Origin of the sequence: Micromonospora sp. NPDC049060, assembly GCF_040649055.1 — a bacterium.
In the GTDB taxonomy this organism is placed as follows: Bacteria; Actinomycetota; Actinomycetes; order Mycobacteriales; family Micromonosporaceae; genus Micromonospora; species Micromonospora reichwaldensis.
Genome location: NZ_JBEZEV010000015.1, coordinates 76,560 through 92,930, shown reverse-complemented (window position 1 = coordinate 92,930; position 16,371 = coordinate 76,560). Strand labels below are relative to the sequence as shown.

Annotated in this window: 19 protein-coding genes; 14 read left to right on the top strand and 5 right to left on the bottom strand. The window is 73.8% G+C overall.

Features of this window, described 5'->3' with window-relative positions; genetic code table 11:
• The 8 genes from AB0B83_RS09640 to AB0B83_RS09605 all read left to right on the top strand — a co-directional run.
• Positions 1–1,088: LCP family protein (locus AB0B83_RS09640; protein WP_357577783.1), on the top strand; the 1,088-nt coding region annotated here is incomplete at its 5' end.
• A gap of 231 nt (positions 1,089–1,319) precedes the next feature.
• Positions 1,320–2,534, top strand: coding sequence for an LCP family protein (locus AB0B83_RS09635; protein ID WP_357577782.1), 1,215 nt, complete (start codon positions 1,320–1,322; stop codon positions 2,532–2,534).
• Positions 2,535–2,755: 221 nt separating this feature from the next.
• On the top strand, positions 2,756–3,694 hold the full coding sequence (locus tag AB0B83_RS09630; protein WP_357577781.1) for an LCP family protein: 939 nt from the start codon (positions 2,756–2,758) through the stop codon (positions 3,692–3,694).
• A 53-nt stretch (positions 3,695–3,747) separates the two neighbouring features.
• Positions 3,748–4,083 (top strand): rhodanese-like domain-containing protein, encoded by a 336-nt coding sequence (locus AB0B83_RS09625; protein ID WP_357577780.1) that lies wholly within the window; start codon positions 3,748–3,750, stop codon positions 4,081–4,083.
• Positions 4,084–4,093: 10 nt separating this feature from the next.
• Complete coding sequence (locus AB0B83_RS09620; RefSeq protein ID WP_357577779.1) at positions 4,094–4,885, top strand: glycerophosphodiester phosphodiesterase family protein; 792 nt, start codon at positions 4,094–4,096, stop codon at positions 4,883–4,885.
• 73 nt (positions 4,886–4,958) lie between these two features.
• On the top strand, positions 4,959–6,416 hold the full coding sequence (locus AB0B83_RS09615; protein WP_357577778.1) for a PAS domain-containing sensor histidine kinase: 1,458 nt from the start codon (positions 4,959–4,961) through the stop codon (positions 6,414–6,416).
• Positions 6,417–6,452: 36 nt separating this feature from the next.
• Entirely contained in the window at positions 6,453–6,902 is a 450-nt protein-coding gene (locus AB0B83_RS09610; RefSeq protein WP_357577777.1) for an ATP-binding protein, read from the top strand.
• Positions 6,903–6,962: 60 nt separating this feature from the next.
• Entirely contained in the window at positions 6,963–7,847 is an 885-nt protein-coding gene (locus AB0B83_RS09605; RefSeq protein WP_357577776.1) for a DUF5926 family protein, read from the top strand.
• Between the two features lie 83 nt (positions 7,848–7,930).
• Here the strand turns inward: AB0B83_RS09605 and AB0B83_RS09600 are convergent, their stop codons facing one another.
• Positions 7,931–9,148, bottom strand: coding sequence for an arginine deiminase (locus AB0B83_RS09600; RefSeq protein ID WP_357577775.1), 1,218 nt, complete (start codon positions 9,146–9,148; stop codon positions 7,931–7,933).
• Positions 9,149–9,311: 163 nt separating this feature from the next.
• On the opposite strand from AB0B83_RS09600, the gene AB0B83_RS09595 reads away from it, so the two are divergent.
• The 5 genes from AB0B83_RS09595 to pheA all read left to right on the top strand — a co-directional run bounded on the left by AB0B83_RS09595 (position 9,312) and on the right by pheA (position 12,861).
• Positions 9,312–10,052 (top strand): hypothetical protein, encoded by a 741-nt coding sequence (locus tag AB0B83_RS09595; protein ID WP_357577774.1) that lies wholly within the window; start codon positions 9,312–9,314, stop codon positions 10,050–10,052.
• A 176-nt stretch (positions 10,053–10,228) separates the two neighbouring features.
• Complete coding sequence (locus tag AB0B83_RS09590; RefSeq protein ID WP_327029994.1) at positions 10,229–10,687, top strand: hypothetical protein; 459 nt, start codon at positions 10,229–10,231, stop codon at positions 10,685–10,687.
• 75 nt (positions 10,688–10,762) lie between these two features.
• Entirely contained in the window at positions 10,763–11,152 is a 390-nt protein-coding gene (locus tag AB0B83_RS09585; RefSeq protein ID WP_121397477.1) for an ACT domain-containing protein, read from the top strand.
• Positions 11,153–11,400: 248 nt separating this feature from the next.
• Complete coding sequence (locus AB0B83_RS09580) at positions 11,401–11,898, top strand: hypothetical protein (RefSeq protein ID WP_357577773.1); 498 nt, start codon at positions 11,401–11,403, stop codon at positions 11,896–11,898.
• 9 nt (positions 11,899–11,907) lie between these two features.
• Positions 11,908–12,861, top strand: coding sequence for a prephenate dehydratase (pheA, locus tag AB0B83_RS09575; protein WP_327029996.1), 954 nt, complete (start codon positions 11,908–11,910; stop codon positions 12,859–12,861).
• Between the two features lie 126 nt (positions 12,862–12,987).
• Here the strand turns inward: pheA and AB0B83_RS09570 are convergent, their stop codons facing one another.
• The 3 genes from AB0B83_RS09570 to AB0B83_RS09560 form a co-directional block, all read right to left on the bottom strand.
• A complete protein-coding gene (locus tag AB0B83_RS09570; RefSeq protein ID WP_311409901.1) occupies positions 12,988–13,710 on the bottom strand; it encodes an AIM24 family protein in 723 nt (240 codons plus the stop codon).
• Positions 13,711–13,775: 65 nt separating this feature from the next.
• Positions 13,776–14,120, bottom strand: a complete 345-nt coding sequence (locus AB0B83_RS09565) for a metallopeptidase family protein (RefSeq protein ID WP_172896728.1) — start codon at positions 14,118–14,120, stop codon at positions 13,776–13,778.
• Positions 14,121–14,266: 146 nt separating this feature from the next.
• The gene (locus tag AB0B83_RS09560; protein WP_121397474.1) at positions 14,267–14,698 is read right to left on the bottom strand and encodes an OsmC family protein; all 432 of its coding nucleotides are present in this window, start codon (positions 14,696–14,698) and stop codon (positions 14,267–14,269) included.
• A gap of 112 nt (positions 14,699–14,810) precedes the next feature.
• Between AB0B83_RS09560 and AB0B83_RS09555 the strand changes: the two genes are divergently transcribed.
• Positions 14,811–15,596, top strand: a complete 786-nt coding sequence (locus AB0B83_RS09555) for a hypothetical protein (protein WP_357577772.1) — start codon at positions 14,811–14,813, stop codon at positions 15,594–15,596.
• Positions 15,597–15,691: 95 nt separating this feature from the next.
• Here the strand turns inward: AB0B83_RS09555 and AB0B83_RS09550 are convergent, their stop codons facing one another.
• Complete coding sequence (locus AB0B83_RS09550; RefSeq protein WP_357577771.1) at positions 15,692–16,213, bottom strand: GNAT family N-acetyltransferase; 522 nt, start codon at positions 16,211–16,213, stop codon at positions 15,692–15,694.
• Positions 16,214–16,371: the final 158 nt, after the last annotated feature.

Below are 16,371 nucleotides of genomic sequence, written 5' to 3'. Positions count from 1 at the left end.
GCCCGGGCGGTCCCGCGGGGCCGGGCGGACCGGCCGGGCCAGGCGGACCGACCGGACCGGACCGGCCGGGCCGGGGCGGCGTCCGCCCCCGCTGGGGCCGGATCGCCCTGGTGGCCGGCGTGGCAGTGCTGGTGCTCGCGCTGCTCGGCGGCGTGGGCGCCTGGTTCTACGCCCGCGGCCTCGACGACGACCTGGCCCGCACCGACCCGTTCTCGGAGATCACGGGGGGCCGCCCGGCCAAGGCTGTGGACGGCGCCCTGAACATCCTGCTGGTGGGCAGCGACTCCCGGGACCCGGACGCCCCGGTGGACAAGTCCAGCAAGTGGCGGGCCGACACGATCATCGTGATGCACATCCCGTCGGACCACCAGAAGGCCTACCTGGTCTCCATCCCCCGTGACCTCTACGTGCCGATCCCGGAGGGCGCCAACGCCGACTGCGGCAGCGGGCAGCGGGGGAAGATCAACGCCGCCTTCGCCTTCGGCGGGCTGCCGCTGGCCGTGCGGACGGTGGAGTGCTTCACCGACGTGCGGCTCGACCACGTGATGGCGATCGACTTCGCCGGCTTCAAGCAGGTCACCGACGCCCTCGGCGGCGTCGACCTGAAGGTCGAGCGGACCGTCACCTCGATCCACAAGCCGTACCGGACGTTCACCAAGGGCACCAACCACATGGACGGCGCCGAGGCGCTGGACTGGATCCGGCAGCGCAAGCAGTTCCCGGACGGCGACTTCGCCCGGATGCGGCACCAGCAGGAGTTCCTCCGCGCCCTGATGGACAAGGCGGCGAGCACGGGCACGCTGACCAATCCGAAGAAGCTGAACGACTTCCTCAAGTCGGTCACCGCCGCGGTCACCGTCGACCAGAGTTTCTCGCTTGTCGACATGGGGGTCCAGTTCCGCAACCTGCGCGGCGAGAACCTCACCTTCGTGACCAGCCCGCACGTCGGCAGCCAGACCATCGACGGTGAGTCGGTGGTGGTGTCGGACAAGGAGAAGGCGCTGACCATGTACAAGGCGATGTCGGCCGACACCATGACGGCGTGGGTCGAGGCCAACCAGAAGAAGAAGGACGGCACCGGAAACTGACCAGCTCCGCCGGCCGGCCCTCCCGTGATCGACGACCGTCATCACGATTCGGAGGGCCGGCCGAGCGCTTCCTGTGAGCCAACCGCCGACCAGCCGTATCGATCTGTCCGTTCGGTCAGTTCTCCTGGATGACGGCCGTACGAACGGCATTTGACGGTCGGACGACCTCGCCAGGACGGGAAAGCGTCCGTAAAGTGATCCCGCCCCCTGACAACGCGAGCTGGAGCACGCATGCCGGTTCAGACCAGCCGTCGCCCTCCGGCGCTGGAGTCCCCCCGTGGCCCGGTCCGGGCCTCCACGAGCATCCCGAAGCAGCCCGTCAAGGGCGGCAAGCCCGGTGGCGGGTCCGCGAAGAAGCGGTCGCGCCGCAAGGACCCGCTCTGGGCCCGACTCACCCTGATCTTCGGCGCCGTGCTGATGGTCGCCAGCGGTGCGGCCATCGTCGGCAGCAAGGCGCTGATCAGCAGCGCCACCGGCAACATCGCCCAGCGCAACCTCCTCGGTGACGCCGGCAAGACCGACGCCGAGGGTGGCGCCAGCCTGGACGGCCCGATCGACATGCTGCTGCTCGGTGTGGACGCCCGGGAGCGGTGGGCCGCCGACGACGTGCGGGCGGACAGCATCATCGTGCTGCACATCCCGGCGACGCACGACCAGGCGTACCTGATCTCGATCCCCCGGGACACCGAGGCCCAGATCCCGGCCTTCAAGCCGAGCGGCTACAAGGGCGGCACCGACAAGATCAACGCGGCGTTCCAGGCCGGCGCCCGCAACGGCGGCGGCTGGGAGGGCGGCGCCCAGCTGATGGCGCAGACGATCAAGAAGATGACCGGGATCAGCTTCGACGGCGCGGCCATCATCAACTTCGGCGGATTCAAGAACGTCATCGAAGCCCTCGGCACCGTGCGCATCTGCGTCAAGCAGGAGGTCGAGTCGATCCACATGTCGTACGTGGACGGCAAGCCGATGTGGAACGCGGACGCGAAGAAGACCGGCAAGCAGCGGACGCCCGTGGTGCACAAGAAGGGCTGCCGCGAAATGGAGGGCTGGGCGGCGCTGGACTACTCCCGGCAGCGCAAGAGCCTCAAGAACGGCGACTACGACCGGCAGCAGAACCAGCAGCAGCTGATCAAGGCGATGGCGAAGAAGGCCACCCAGGACGGGACGCTGACCAACCCGATCAAGCTGAACAAGCTGATCGACGCGGCCGGCAAGGCATTCATCCTCGACACCGCCGGCGTGCCGGTTCCCGACTTCGTCTTCACCATGCGCGGGGTGACCGGCAACGACCTCGTGATGCTGAAGACGAACGGCGGCACCTTCCACAGCGACGGCAGCCGCGAGACGCTCAGCGCCCAGACGATGGACATGTTCCGCGCGGTGAAACAGGACAAGCTGGCCGAATTCGTCTTCGCCAACCCCGAGGTGGTCTCCAGCCGCGAGTGACGCCGGCTGGGGCGGCCCGCCGGGCGATGTCGGCGAAGCGGCCCGGTCCGACGTGGTCGGCTCGTAGCCTGACGTGAGAGGGATTCACGTACGGGTCGCGGGGAGGCGTCACGTCCAGATCGACGGGCGACGGTCGGGGCCGGTCCGGGACCGACACCCGGCCCGCCCGGCCGCCCCGCGTCCGCTGGCCCCGGCTGCTGCTCGGCCTGGGCCTGGCCCTGGTGCTGCTGGCCGGGCTCGCCGTGGCGGGCCTGGAGGTGCTGAGCGACCGGTACGACCGCAGCGTCGTCCGGGAGCAACTGCTCGACCCCACCGCCCGCCAGAAGCGCACCGACCCCGACGGACCGCTGAACTACCTGCTGGTGGGGACCGACCGCTGGCAGAGCGGCAGCGCGGCGGACCGACGCTCGGACACCATCCTCATCGTGCACGTCCCCGCCGGCGGGCGCGAGGCGTACCTGGTCTCCGTCCCCCGGGACCTGCTCGTGGCCATCCCCGCCGGCAACGGCTACGGCGGCGGCCAGGACAAGATCAATGCGGCGTACGAGCACGGCGGCGGCGGCCAGCCGGGCACCCGCCTGCTCTCGGCCACCCTGTCCCGGTTGACCGGCATCCGCTTCGACGGCGCGGCCCTGATCGACTTCTCCGGTTTCCGCAAGGTCATCGACCTGCTCGGCGGCGTACGCATGTGCGTGGACACCGAGGTCCGCTCGATCCACACCGACCGCGTCTTCGCGCCCGGCTGCCAGCAGATGGACGGCGGTGAGGCGCTGGACTACGTCCGCCAGCGCTACGACCTGCCGGGCGGCGACTACGACAGGCAGACCCACCAGCAGCAACTGCTCCGGGCGGTGCTGGAGCGCACGAGTGAGACGTCGCTGCGGACCAACCCGGTCAAGCTGGACCAGGTGATCCGCGCCGTGGGCGGCTCGCTGACCGTGGACACCAACGGCGTACGGCTGGAGGACCTGGTCCTCGCGCTGCGCGACCTGCCGGCGGACGCGCTGCGTGGCGTGCAGGTCCCCTCCCACCCCCAGACCATCGACCAGGTGTCGTACGTGGTGCTCGACAACGGCGGGAACGGCCTCTTCGAGGCGGTACGCGGCACCCGCGTGCCGGACTGGGCGCGCGCCAACCCGCGGTGGGTCACCCGGCTGTGACGCCCGGGGGCGGCCCGCCACCGGCCGCCGGGGCGAGGATCTAGGCTTGGCCCGTGTTCGGATCCCAGGTTCCCACCGTGACCGTGACCGAGATCGCCGACGACGCGTACCTGCTCGACGTCCGGGAGGACGACGAGTGGAACGCCGGCCACGCCCCCGGCGCGCACCACCTGCCGATGATGGAGCTGCCGGCCCGGATCGCCGAGGTGCCGACCGACCGCGACGTCGCCGTCATCTGCCGCTCCGGCGGGCGCTCCGCACAGGTCGTCGCCTACCTGATGCGCAACGGCTGGGACCAGGTGCGCAACGTCGAGGGCGGGATGGGCGAGTGGGCCGCCGCCGGGCGAGGAGTGGTCCGCGAGGACGGGCAGCCGGGCCGGGTCGTCTAGGACGGTCGGGATGGACGCCCCTCTCGTCTTCGCGCACCGCGGTTCCTCCCACGACCTGCCCGAGCACACCCTCGCGGCCTACCTGCGGGCCCTCGACGAGGGCGCGGACGGGCTGGAGTGCGACGTCCGGCTGACCCGGGACGGCCACCTGGTCTGCGTGCACGACCGACGGCTCGACCGCACCAGCAACGGCCAGGGACTGGTCAGCGCCCGTACCCTCGCGGAGCTGGAGGCGCTGGACTTCGGCTCCTGGCACCCCGGCTGCGCGCCCGCCGACGGCGACGAGGTGCTCGACGAGTCGCACACGCGGCTGCTGACCCTGGAGCGGCTGCTGGACGCGGTGCTGGCCGCCGGCAGGCCGGTGCGGCTGCTGGTGGAGACCAAGCACCCCTCCCGGCACGGCGGGAACGTCGAGCGCCGGCTCGTCGCGATGCTGCGCCGGTACGGCCTGACCGAGCCGAAACCGGACGATCCGGTACGGGTCACCGTCATGTCGTTCTCGCCGCTGGCCGTACGCCGGGTCCGGGGGTTGGCCCCCGCGCTGCCCACGGTGCTGCTGCTGGATGTGCTGCCGCGCTGGGTGCGGCCGGGGCGGCTGCCGTTCGGCACCCGGATCGCCGGCCCCGGCGTCGCCCTGGTGCGCGCCCGCCCGCAGTTGGTGCCCGCCCTGCGGGCGGCGGGCAACCAGGTCTTCGTGTGGACCGTGAACGAGCCGGCGGACCTGGACCTCGTCCTGGCCGCCGGGGTGGACGGCATCATCACCGACCGGCCGGCGCACACGCTGGCCAGCCTGGGCCGCTGACCGGGGTGGCAGCGCGTGGAGGCCCGGTCGGGCAGGGGTGTCCCCGGGCTGGCCGGCGGGGCACACTCGGAGGATGCCGGAGCGCACCGACCTCTCCGCTCTCATCGCCGGCCACACCACCGTGATCGAAATGATCAACTCGGGCGGCACCGGCCTTCCGGTGCTCACCCACCTGCTCCGCGTGGCCCGGTCGGCGCTCGGCGCGGCGGGCACGGCGTTCGTCGAGTTCGCGCCGACCGGCGGCCGGGTGATCGCCGCGACCGGCGCCGCCGAGTGGGCCGTCGGCCACCCCGTGCCGGCCGACGACCCCGCCACCGTCTGCCTGCTCTCCGGCGCGCGGGTGCGCCAGGTCCGCACGGACGAGCTGACCGGCAGGCTCTCCGCCGAGCTCGCCGAACGGGGCCTGCTCCGGATGGTGGTCTCCCGCGCGGAGATCGGCGGGCTGACGGTCGGCAGCCTGCACGTGCTCTACCCCGACGGCGACGATCCGCCCGACGCCGAGCAGCACGCCGTCGCGGGCTACCTGGCCTCCTGCATCGCCCACATGTACGGCGACCAGACCGGGCTGCCCGTGCACGGCGACGGGCCGGTGGTGGCGGCGCTGGCGGACGGCCTGGCCGTGGTCGACCGGGACAACCACGTCCGGCTCTGGAACCCGGCCGCCGCCCGGGTCACCGGCCGTTCCGTGGCCCAGGCGCTCAACCGGCCGTTGCCCTTCCCCCTGCCCCCGTCCGGGCAGGTGCGCGACCACCGGATGCCGGACGGCCGCTGGCTCACGATCACCTCCGGCGAGCTGCCCGGCCCCGGCGCCCTGCGGGTGGTCACCTTCCGCGACATCACCGACCAGCAGCGCCGCGACCACGACCGGGACCTCTTCGTGGCGGTGACCAGCCACGAGCTGCGTACGCCGGTGACCGTGATCAAGGGCTACGCGGACACGCTGACCGACCACTGGGAGTCGCTGACCGAGACCGACCGGCGGCAGGCCGCCCGCGTGATCGGGCAACGCGCCAACGAGCTGGCCCGGCTGGTGGACCGGCTGCTCTCCTCCGCCGCCGAGGCGGGGCCGGGCGACCAGCCTCCCGCCCCGTACGACCTCGGTGACGCGCTGCGCGCGGCGGCGGTCGACCTCCCGGCGGAGCTGCGGCAGCGGCTCGTCCTCCGCCTCCCCGCGGACCTGCCCAAGGCGCTCGGCCACCGGCTGAGCCTCGCCACCGTGCTCACGGAGCTGTGCACGAACGCCGGCAAGTACTCCGAGGCCGGCTCGCTCATCGAGATCACCGCCGACGCGGACGGGTCGACGGTCTCCTTCCAGGTACGCGACCGGGGCATCGGCATCCGGCCGGAGCACGTGGAGCGGGCCTTCGACCGGTTCTGGCAGGGCGAGTCGGGCGACCGCCGCCGCTACGCCGGGGCCGGACTCGGCCTCTATCTCGTCCGTCGGATCGTTGAACAGCAGAATGGATGGGTATCCCTACGACCGAGGGCCGGTGGCGGTACGGTCGCAGAGGTGCGGCTGCCCTGCGGGTGACCGGCGACGGGCAACGGGGGCGGGAAAGGGACGAAGGTGTCGACGGGAGCTGCCGATCGGGCATGGTGCGTGGTGGTCCCCCACCACGCCGCGGGGGCGCGGGTGGCGCGGCGACGCCTCGCCGAGGAACTGGCCGACGTCGTACCCCCGCCGCTCCTGGCCGACCTCGTCGCGGTCCTCGCCGAGCTGGTCGGCAACGCGGTCCGGCACGCCGACCCGCTGCCCGGCGGAGTGGTCCGGGTGGCCTGGCGGCTGCGCGACTCGTCCGGCGGCCAGCAGGTGCAGCTCCGGGTGACCGACGGCGGCGCCGCCGCGGGCCCCACGATGCGGATCGCCGACATAGACGCCGTCGACGGCCGAGGGCTGCACATCATCTCGGGGCTGGCCGACCGCTGGGGCGTCGAGCGCGACGGCCTGGGCCAGAGCGTGTGGGCCGAGTTCGACCCCGCCGACGTCACCCGGTCGGACCTTGCCGTGGCCGGCTGACCGACCGCGAGGGCGGGTCCCGCCCCCGCCGGGCCGCCGGGGCCTCTAGGCTGTGTCGCCGTGAGCAAGCGTCGAAAGAGCCAGCGGGCCGCCGAAGCCACCCCCAAGCGGGAGAAGGTACGGGACACCTTCGTGCCCCGACCGTTCGAGGGGCTGACCGACGAGCCGGAGTGGATCGCCCTGCGGGAACTGGTGCCGGCCGCCTCCGCGCCGCTGCGGCTGGCCCCCGCCCTGGTCGAGGAGTTCGGCGACCGGGAGGTCACCCTGGCCACCGTGCTGCCGATGGCCACCCCGGCCATGACCAAGCCGGACGGGCGGGTCCTCATCGGGCTCCAGCGTCACCTCCAGTCGGGCGACGTCTCCCGGGACCTGGCCGAGGCGCTGCTCTGCGCGCTGCGGGCCGAGCCGGGCCGCCCGGTGCCCGTGCCGCCGCTGCCCGGCCCCGGCCCCCGGTTGCAGGACGTCCTCGCCGACGGCCCGCTGGAGGTCAGCATGCACGACGGGTTCGAGTTCTGGCTCGACCCGGGGGCCGGCGACGACCCGAACGTGCAGGCGTCCCTGGAGCGGGCGAACGCCGCGATCTACCCCACCGTACGGCTCGCCGCCGCCCGGGCCGCGTACTGGTGCCAGGTGCCGGAGAAGGCGCACGTGCGCTGGGTGCTGCCCGACGACGAGGACGCCGCGCTGGACGCGCTGTCCCGGCTGAGCGTCGCCGGCACGCTGGTGCTCGGCGAGAACACCCGCTTCGCGGGCATGTTCCGGGCCCACGGCCGGCTGGTGCCCGTCTGGGACCTGCCGGAGGACGTCCCGGCCGCCGACTGGGAGCAGCCGGTCGCCGACTTCGCCAAGCGGTACGCGGAGGCGCTCGCCGAGCCCACCCCGCTGGACGCCGCCGGCCGGCGGGCCCGCCACGGCCTGCTCGGCCGCCAACTCACCCTGCGCTGAGCCGGACACCCGGCCCACCCTCCGCCCCGCAGCCGCCGCGCCCGCCTCGCGCGGCGGCTGCGGTGTGAGGAAGGGGCCCTTCCTCACACCGGTGCGCCGAGCGGCTCGCGGACCAGCGGGCAGGACATGCAGCGTGGTCCGCCCCGGCCCGAGCCCAGCTCCGAGCCGGCGATCGGGATCACCTCGATGCCGGCCCGCTCCAGCTGCGCGTTGGTCTCCGTGTTGCGCTCGTAGCCCACGCAGAGCCGGGGCGCGATGGCCAGGGTGTTGTTGCCGTCGTCCCACTGCTCGCGTTCGGCGGTCACCGGGTCCAGGCCGGTGTCGATGACCCGGAGCTGGGGCAGGTCCATCGCGTCCGCGGCGGCCCGCAGGAACGGCGCCGGGCCGTCCACCCGCGGGTCCTCACCGTCCGCCCCGGCGATCACCGTGTACGCCGACAGCGTGTGGGCGATGTTCGGGTACATCAGCACGGCGTCGACGTCCACCATCGTGCAGACGGTGTCGAGGTGCATGGTCGCCCGTTCCTGGGCGATCGGGACGACGAGGATGGTGTGCGCGAGCCCGGCGGCGAAGACCTGCCGGGCGAGGCGTTCCGCGCCGGCGGGCGTGGTCCGCTCGCCCACCCCGACGGCCAGCACCCCCGGCGCGAGCAGCAGCACGTCGCCGCCCTCCAGGTGCTCCAGGCCGGGCTGGTAGACGAGCTCGGTGCCGGCGAAGCGCGGGTGGTGCCGGTAGATGGCGTCGGTCAGCGTGGTCTCCCGTCGCCGCGCAGGCATCGCCAGGCTGGTCACCCCGACCCGGTCGCCGACCCAGAACGAGGAGTCCCGGGTGAACAGCAGGTTCGGCAGCGGGTCGATGACGAAGTCGTGCCGGTCCATCAGGGTGTAGACGAGGCCGCCCGGCCGCTCCCGGCTGACCCGGAGCTCCTCGTGGGCCAGCCCGGCGATGAGCACGTCGGCGAGCGCGACGGGATCGAGGTACGCGAGGTGGTCGGCGACCCGGGCGCGCAGCGAGTCGCCGAGCCTGGGCGAGCGGAGCACCTCCCCGGTGAGCTCGGCGCGCGCGTCGGCGACGGCGAGCGTCTCGGCGAGGAGGGTGGAAAGGTAGAGCACCTCGACGCCGCGCTCGCGCAGGGCGGCGGCGAAGGCGTCATGCTCCTCCTGGGCCCGTCCGACCCATGGGATGGCGTCGAAGAGGAGCGAGTCGTTGTTCCGGGGGGTGAGCCGGGCCAACTCAGGACCGGGGCGGTGCAGCAGCACCGTCCCGAGCCGACCGACTTCGCTGTCCACGTAGTGGGTCACCCTCGCAGCGTAGGGCAGGGTTTGGCGGCATCCGATAAAACAGGGGTGGATGAATATGGCATTCATCCACACTCACTCCGGCGTTCCAACTTGCCGACACAGGGGACTGGCAACGTAGGGTAGTGAGGACATAACTTCGAGGGACCTTTTGCCGGAGGTCGCGATGACTGTCTTTCCCGCTCGTCAAGCCGTACCGTCCGCCCGGGCACTGCCGCCCGCAGCGGTGCCACACCCCCGCGTGGAGTCGCCGGAGGTGCTCGCACCCGTCCGTCCGTCCCCGTTGGAGTGGGCCCGCCGCCGCAGGGCGGAGCGGGGCGCCCGGCGGCTGGAGGCGGCCGGGGCACGGGCGCTCGGCCGGCTCGACCATCTCGGGCCCGCGTGGCACGTCATCGAGTGGCCCCGCACGGACGCCACCGATCTCCTGCTCGACCACGAGCGCGACGAACGCGCCGGCTTCCTCGCCATCGGGCCGAGCGGGCTCTTCGCGGTCACCATCGCCGACCACGGCCGGGCCCGGGTGCTGGTGGCCGGCGACGTGGTCCAGATCAACGGCAAGCGCCCGCCCTACGTGGCCGAGGCCCGCCGCGACGCCAAGCGGGCCAGCAAGGCCCTCTCCGACGCCGTGGGGCTGCCGATCCCGGTGACGCCGGTGCTGACCTTCGTCGGCTCCGGCGTCATCAGCGTCTACGGCCTGCCGAAGGACTGCCTCATGGCCACCCACCGCGAGCTGGACCGCCTGCTCGTCGCCGGGGGCAGCCGGATCAGTCCGGCCACGGCCGAGAAGCTCTCGCGGGTCGCACAGCACCCGGAGACCTGGGTGAACGGCGCGTACCGGCCGGCCGCGGACTACCGGTGGTACGAGGGCGGCCGAACGGCCGCTGACAAGCCGGCCAACCGACGGTAACGTCACCGGCGACGCCACGCACCCGGGTGCCGGTCGGCACCCGTCGGTCGCGCCGTCGCCGGCCGCCTGGTCAGGGCATTCCCTCACCCACCGGCGGCCCGGTGACCACGCGCGGTCGGCGTCACCCGCGACGACCGGCTAGCGTGGACGGACCGTCGGTGTACATAGGAGGCGCGGTGGCCCACGTCGAACTCTCGCTCTCTGACGTGTTCGTGCCGGCGGCGGGAACACCGACAGGCCAGGAGTTCGACAACCTCGGTCGGTGGTCGTCTACGGTCTCCCACGCCGACGAGCCGTGCCTGCTGATCGACGCCGGGACGAGGGTCGTCGCCGTCTCCGTCGCCGGCTGCGAGCTGCTCTTCCTGGGCGACCCGGAGGACGTGACCGGGCTGCCGCTGCTCGACGGCGGGCTACGGCTGCTCGACTTCACCGCCAACCGCTGCGAGCTGACCGAGCCCGAGATCGACAAGATCCCGCCGCTGCTGGCGCTCTCCTCCGGACGCCTGGCCCGAGGGCTGCTCCGGGTCCAGGCCGCGTCGACCGACGCGCCGGACTCGACCGTCGACGCGATCTCCACCCCGGTGTTCACCAGCGGGACGGTCGCCGGTTCACTCACGTTCTTCTCCCCGGTCTGACCAGCGGCGGGATGTGGCGTTCGCCGCACGCGGCGAATCTGGGGCGGGCCCGTACCGAGGCCGTAAGGTGCCCTCATGCTCGATATCGCTCTGCTGCCGGGGAAGTACGCCGTGTGCCGCCTGGCCGCCGGCTCCGCCCTGCCGCCCGAGTTGTCGGGCGGGCTGAGCAACGGCGACGTCGTCACGGTGAGCTGGACGGCCGACGGGATCTCGCTGATCTGCCCCGCCGACCGGGCGCCCGAGCAGGCCGTCGGCGAGACCGCCTGGCGCTGCCTGCGGGTCGCCGAACCGCTCGACCTGGCGGTCAGCGGCACCCTCGCCGCGCTTGTGGACCCCCTCGCCGCAGCCCGGGTCAGCGTGGTCGCCTTCTCCACTTACGACACCGACTACCTGCTGGTTCCCGCCGTGCGGCTCCGCGAGGCGACCGCCGCGCTGGAGCGTGCCGGCCATCGCGTCCTCGGCTGATCTTCACCCGCCCGCCGGTTCCTCCTAGGATGGGCTCGGCCTCCCGGCCGCAGTGACGCTCCCCGATGTCCCGAGGATCGGCCGTGCCGCCCACCCCCTCGCGCTCCGCCACACCCGCCCGACCGCCCGGCCCCCCGGCCCGGCCCGGAGCGGTTCGCGCGTGCGCCCCGTCGGCTCCGCCCCTGCCGCCCGTACGGGCCTCGTCGCGGCCGGCCCCGCCGGCGTACGCCCGCCGCCTCGCAGCCGTCGTGCTGCTGGCCGCGCTGCCCCTCGCCGGCTGCGGCACTCCACCGGAGCTGCGCCGCCCCGCCCCGACCACCGCCCCGACCCGCACCGCGCTCCCCGCCACGCCCAGCGCCGCGCCGACGCCCCCGCCCACCACCGGCCTGCCCGGCGGCGGAGGGATCACCCCCACTGTCGACCCCGGTCTGGTCGCGGTCCCGTGCCCGGACGGCCCCTCGGGCGCGCGGATCGTCGACCTGGTGCGGGGCCGGGGTGGCGTGCTGCCGAACGGCGTGCGGGTCCGGGTGCGGACCGGGCCGCTCTGCGCCGGCGAGTGGCACTACACGGTGCTCGACGTCACCGGGCACGAGACGCTCCAGGTGATCACCCAGGGTCGGCCGGGCGCCCCGCGACTGGTCACCGCCGGCACCGACGTCTGCACCGCCGAGGTCCGCGCCGCCGGGCCGCCCGGCATCCGGACGCGCGTCTGCGAGGGCGGGTCGCTCGGCGTACCGGGTGCGTAGGCTGTCGCCATGCCGGGAACACCGCCGACGCGCTTCGTCTATCTCGGGCCGGAGGGCACCTTCGCCGAGCAGGCGTTGAAGAGCATCCCCGCCGCCGAGCGGGGCAGCCGCACGCCGGCCCGCAGCGTCCCCGAGGCGCTGGAGGGCGTACGGACCGGGGAGGCCGACGCGGCCCTGGTGCCGCTGGAGAACTCGATCGGCGGCGCCGTCGGGGTGACCCTGGACGAACTCGCCGAGGGTGAACCCCTGGTGATCACCCGCGAGGTGGTCCTGCCGGTCGAGTTCGTGCTCGCCGCGCGGCCCGGCACGACGCTCCCGCACGTGCGCAGCGTCGCCGCCCACCCGCAGGCGTCCACCCAGTGCCGGGGCTGGCTGCGCGCGCACCTGCCCGACGCCGTCGTCGTCGACGTGCTCTCCAACGGCGCCGCCGCCGCCGGAGCAGCCACCGGCGAGTACGACGCGGCGATCTGCGCCCCGATCGGGGCCGGGCGGCACCGGCTCGACGTGCTCGCCGACAAGATCGCCGACCACCCGGACGCGGTGACCCGCTTCGCGCTGGTGTCCCGCCCCGGGCCGCCCCCGCCGCCGACGGGCGACGACGTGACGTCCCTGGCGGTCTACATCGCGCACGACCGGGTGGGCGCGCTGCTGTCGGTGCTGATGGAGCTGGCCGTCCGCGGGGTCAACATGAGCCGGATCGAGTCCCGCCCGACGGGTGAGGCGCTCGGCCGCTACGTCTTCTTCCTCGACTGCGCCGGGCACGTGGCGGACGTACGCCTCGGCGAGGCGTTGCAGGGGCTGCGCCGGGTCTGCGCCGACGTGCGCTTCCTGGGCTCGTACCCCCGGCACCGGTTCCCCGGGACGGGCGACCGCCCGATCCCGGCCCCCGCCGGCCTCTCGGACGCCGACTACGCCGACGCCGCCGCCTGGCTGGCCCGCCTGCGCGCCGGCGACCTCGGCTGACGGCAGGCCCGGGACCGCCCCGGAGCCGACTGCGGGCCCCGCAACGGCACCGCCCCCGACCGGCGTCGGATGCGGCGGGGCCGGTCGACGCGGGCGGGGGCGGTGCGGGGTGGTGCGGGGCGTGCCTCAGCTGAGCAGGCCGCCGAGGAGCCCGCCCTGCTGCTCCTGGGAGCCGCTGCCCATGACGGGCGGCTCCTCGGAGGGCTGGACGACGACGAAGCCCTGGCCGGCGAAGCTCATCGTGAACGCCTCGCCGGTGCTCCGGCCCAGCAGCGTGCCGAGGCCGAGCTGCTCGGCGCGGTGGTAGCCGGTCTGGAGGTTGGCCGACCAGCAGACCGCTGCCTGCGGGTCGACGTAGGTGGGGGCGTCGACGCTGAGCACCACCGGAGTGCCCTTGGTGGTGATGGCGATCCGGCCGTAACCGCTGAAGACGCAGTTGAACAGGCCCGACGAGGACGCCATGCCGGCCCCGCCGACCATCCGGATGTCGTACTGGAGGGTGGAGTCGAAGGCCAGCACGCTGGAGCCGTTGATGGAGAGCGCGTCGCCGGGCTCCAGGTCGATGACGTGCACGTCCTTGGCGAAGTCGGCGAGGAAGACGTCACCCCGGCCCGAGACCTTCATCAGCGGGACGCCCTCGCCGGTCAGCTTCTGCTTGAGGAACTTGCCGAGCCCGCCGGAGCCGAGCGCCTGGAACTGCACCTGCCCCTGGTAGGCGACCATCGACCCGACCCGGGCCATCACCTCACCGTTGAGTTCGACCTTCAACATCTTGGAGTTCTGCAGCCGCATGCCGGGCTGCGCGGACTCCTTCTCAAGGTTCTCCGCCGAGAACAGCTCGCTGCGCATTGGAAGTGCCTCCTGAGTTCGCGGTACCTGGACCGACGGTAGGCGACGGTGGCAACCGCCGCCCGTCAGCCCCAGCCCAGCTCGTGCAGGCGGGCGTCGTCGATGCCGAAGTGGTGGGCGATCTCGTGCACCACCGTCACCGCGACCTCGTCGACGACGTCCTCGTCGTCGTCGCAGATGCGCAGGATGGGGTTGCGGTAGATCAGGATGCGGTCCGGCAGCACGCCGGCGTAGTCCCAGCCGCGTTCGGTGAGGGCGTGCCCCTCGTAGAGGCCGAGCAGGTCCTCGCCGGGGGGCGGATCGTCCTCCACGAGGATCACGACGTTGCTCATCAGGGCGAGGAGTTCCTCGGGCACCTCGTCGAGCGCGTCGCCGACCAGCTCCTCGAAGCGCTCGCGACTCATCTCCACCGGCACCCCGCCCATTCTGCCCGACGACACGGCCCACCCGCGCCGGTCAGGCCCGCCGGTCCGAGCGCCGGGCCGCCTCGGTCCGGCTCGGCGGGCCGCCACGGGAGCGTGGTTCCCGTGGCGGTCGACGCCGACGACGGGGACGGTCAGGAGGCGAGGCGGGCGGTCAGGCTGATCTGGGCGCCCGGGGCGAGCAGGCGGGAGATCGGGCAGTTCTCCTTGGCGGTCTCCGCGAGCTTGGTGAACTGCGCCTCGTCGATGCCCGGTACCTGGCCGACGGTGTCCAGCTCGATCCGGGTCACCGTCATCCCGGCGTCGGTCTTGTCGAGGTGGACCTTGGCGGTGGTCTCCACGGAGGTGGGTGGCGAGCCGGCCTCGGCGAGCGCCTTGGAGAAGGCCATCGAGAAGCAGCCGGCGTGGGCCGCGCCGATCAGCTCCTCGGGGTTGGTGCCCTCACCCTCCTCGAAACGGGACTTGAAGGAGTAGTTCCCCTCCAGCCCGCCCTTGCCGGTGCGGATCGTGCCGGACCCCTCGGTGAGGTTGCCCTGCCATTGTGCGGAAGCGGTACGGATAGGCATGCACCCGACGCTAGCCCAACGGGCACCCTCCGGCGACCGTTCACGCTCCGCGTCACCGGGTGCGTACTGTGTCATGATTCGGGGCAGGCCCGCGAACGCGGAAGGGTGGCCGATGTCCCAGACTTCCCCCATTCCCCGGCAGGAACACCGGTCCGACGGTGCCGCCGTCCTGGAGTGGGGCACCGCCCAGCCGGACAGGCCGGGGCGGTTCGGGCGTACGTTCTCCGGCCTGGGCCGGGATCCCCGGCTCCCCGTGCTGCTCGCGGCGCTCGGCGCGGTGGCCGCCCTCGCCTCGATGCTCGGCGAGTGGCAGGTGATGACCATCCCCAACGGCGGCCCGCAGGGCAACACCCCGCTGCGGGTGCCGGGCGGGGTGTCCGACGTCGGCGGGTTCGGGGTGGGCTACCTGGTCGGGCTGTTCGCCCTGGTCTGCGCGGTGGTGCTCGCGCTGCGTGGCACTCCCGCGGTGCGTCCGAACGCCCGGCTCGCCGGGCTGGCCGTGGCCGGGGCGCTGCTGGGGCTGCTGGTCGCGGCCACCGCCTCGCTCGACGAGGCCGCCCAACGCGTCTTCTTCTACTCCACGGACGACGGGTTCCAGGTCGAGTACGGCCGGGGCCTGGTGACGGCGTTCCTGGCCTGCGCGCTCTTCGCGGCGGCGCTGAAGCTGGCCCCGGCCGGCACGGCCCGGATCGCCGGGAAGGCCGACGGCGGGACCGAGGTCGGCGCCGGGACCGAGGCGGGCGCCGGCAGCGAGGCGGACGGCGGAGCCGGGGCGGAGCCGGTGGGCTGGCGCCGCCGCAGGTCGCGGGACCTGGCGGACGACGGGCTGCCGCCCGCGCCGGCCGACCTCACCGTCGGGCCGGCCGCCCCCTTCGCCCGCCCCGAACTCCCGGACTGACCGGGGGCCGGTTCGCCACGACCAGTGTGACGAACGGCGGCCCGGCCGCTCGACGAGGACGACCTCGCCCGTACCGCTCGCCGGGGCGGCGTCCCTCAGAGGGCCACCCAGCGGACCTCGCCGTCCGCTCGCTCGTCGGTGGCCCGCAGGCCGAGCCGCTCGGCCACCCGTGCGGAGGCCCGGTGGTCGGGGTGCACGTGCGCGACCAGCGCCCGGATGTCGCGCTCCGCCAGCCAGCCGACCAGGCCGGCGGCGGCCTCGCCGGCGTAGCCGCGGCCCTGGTGCGGCGTCAGGACGACCCAGGCCAGCTCGGTGACCGGCCGGTCACCGTCGAGCCGCACGGTGGCCTGCACGGTGCCGACCGCGTCGCCGCTGTCCCGGTGCCGGACGACCCAGTTGAGCCAGCCCTCCCGGCCGTCCGGCGACCGCCCGACCGTCTGCCGGCGGTACCGCTCCCGGAGCTGCTCCAAGGTGGCCGGGCCGCCTCCGATGTACTCGTGCAGGGCAGGGTCGTCCAGGAGGGGGGCGAGTTCCTCGGCGTGGTCGACGCGGAGCGGCTCCAGCAGCAGCCGCTCGGTGTCGACGGCCTCCGCCACCGGCCAGTCCCGCTCTCCCATCCGTCCCACCCTACGGCCCGCGGCAGGGCCCCGGACGGGGACACCGGCGGGCCGTCGACCGTTGGCACGGCATTCGCCGCAACGCCATGGTGGGGGCCCGTTCCACGAGGTACGTTTGCTGCCCGCCGTCACTCAGGGTCGAGGCACCGAGGACCGAG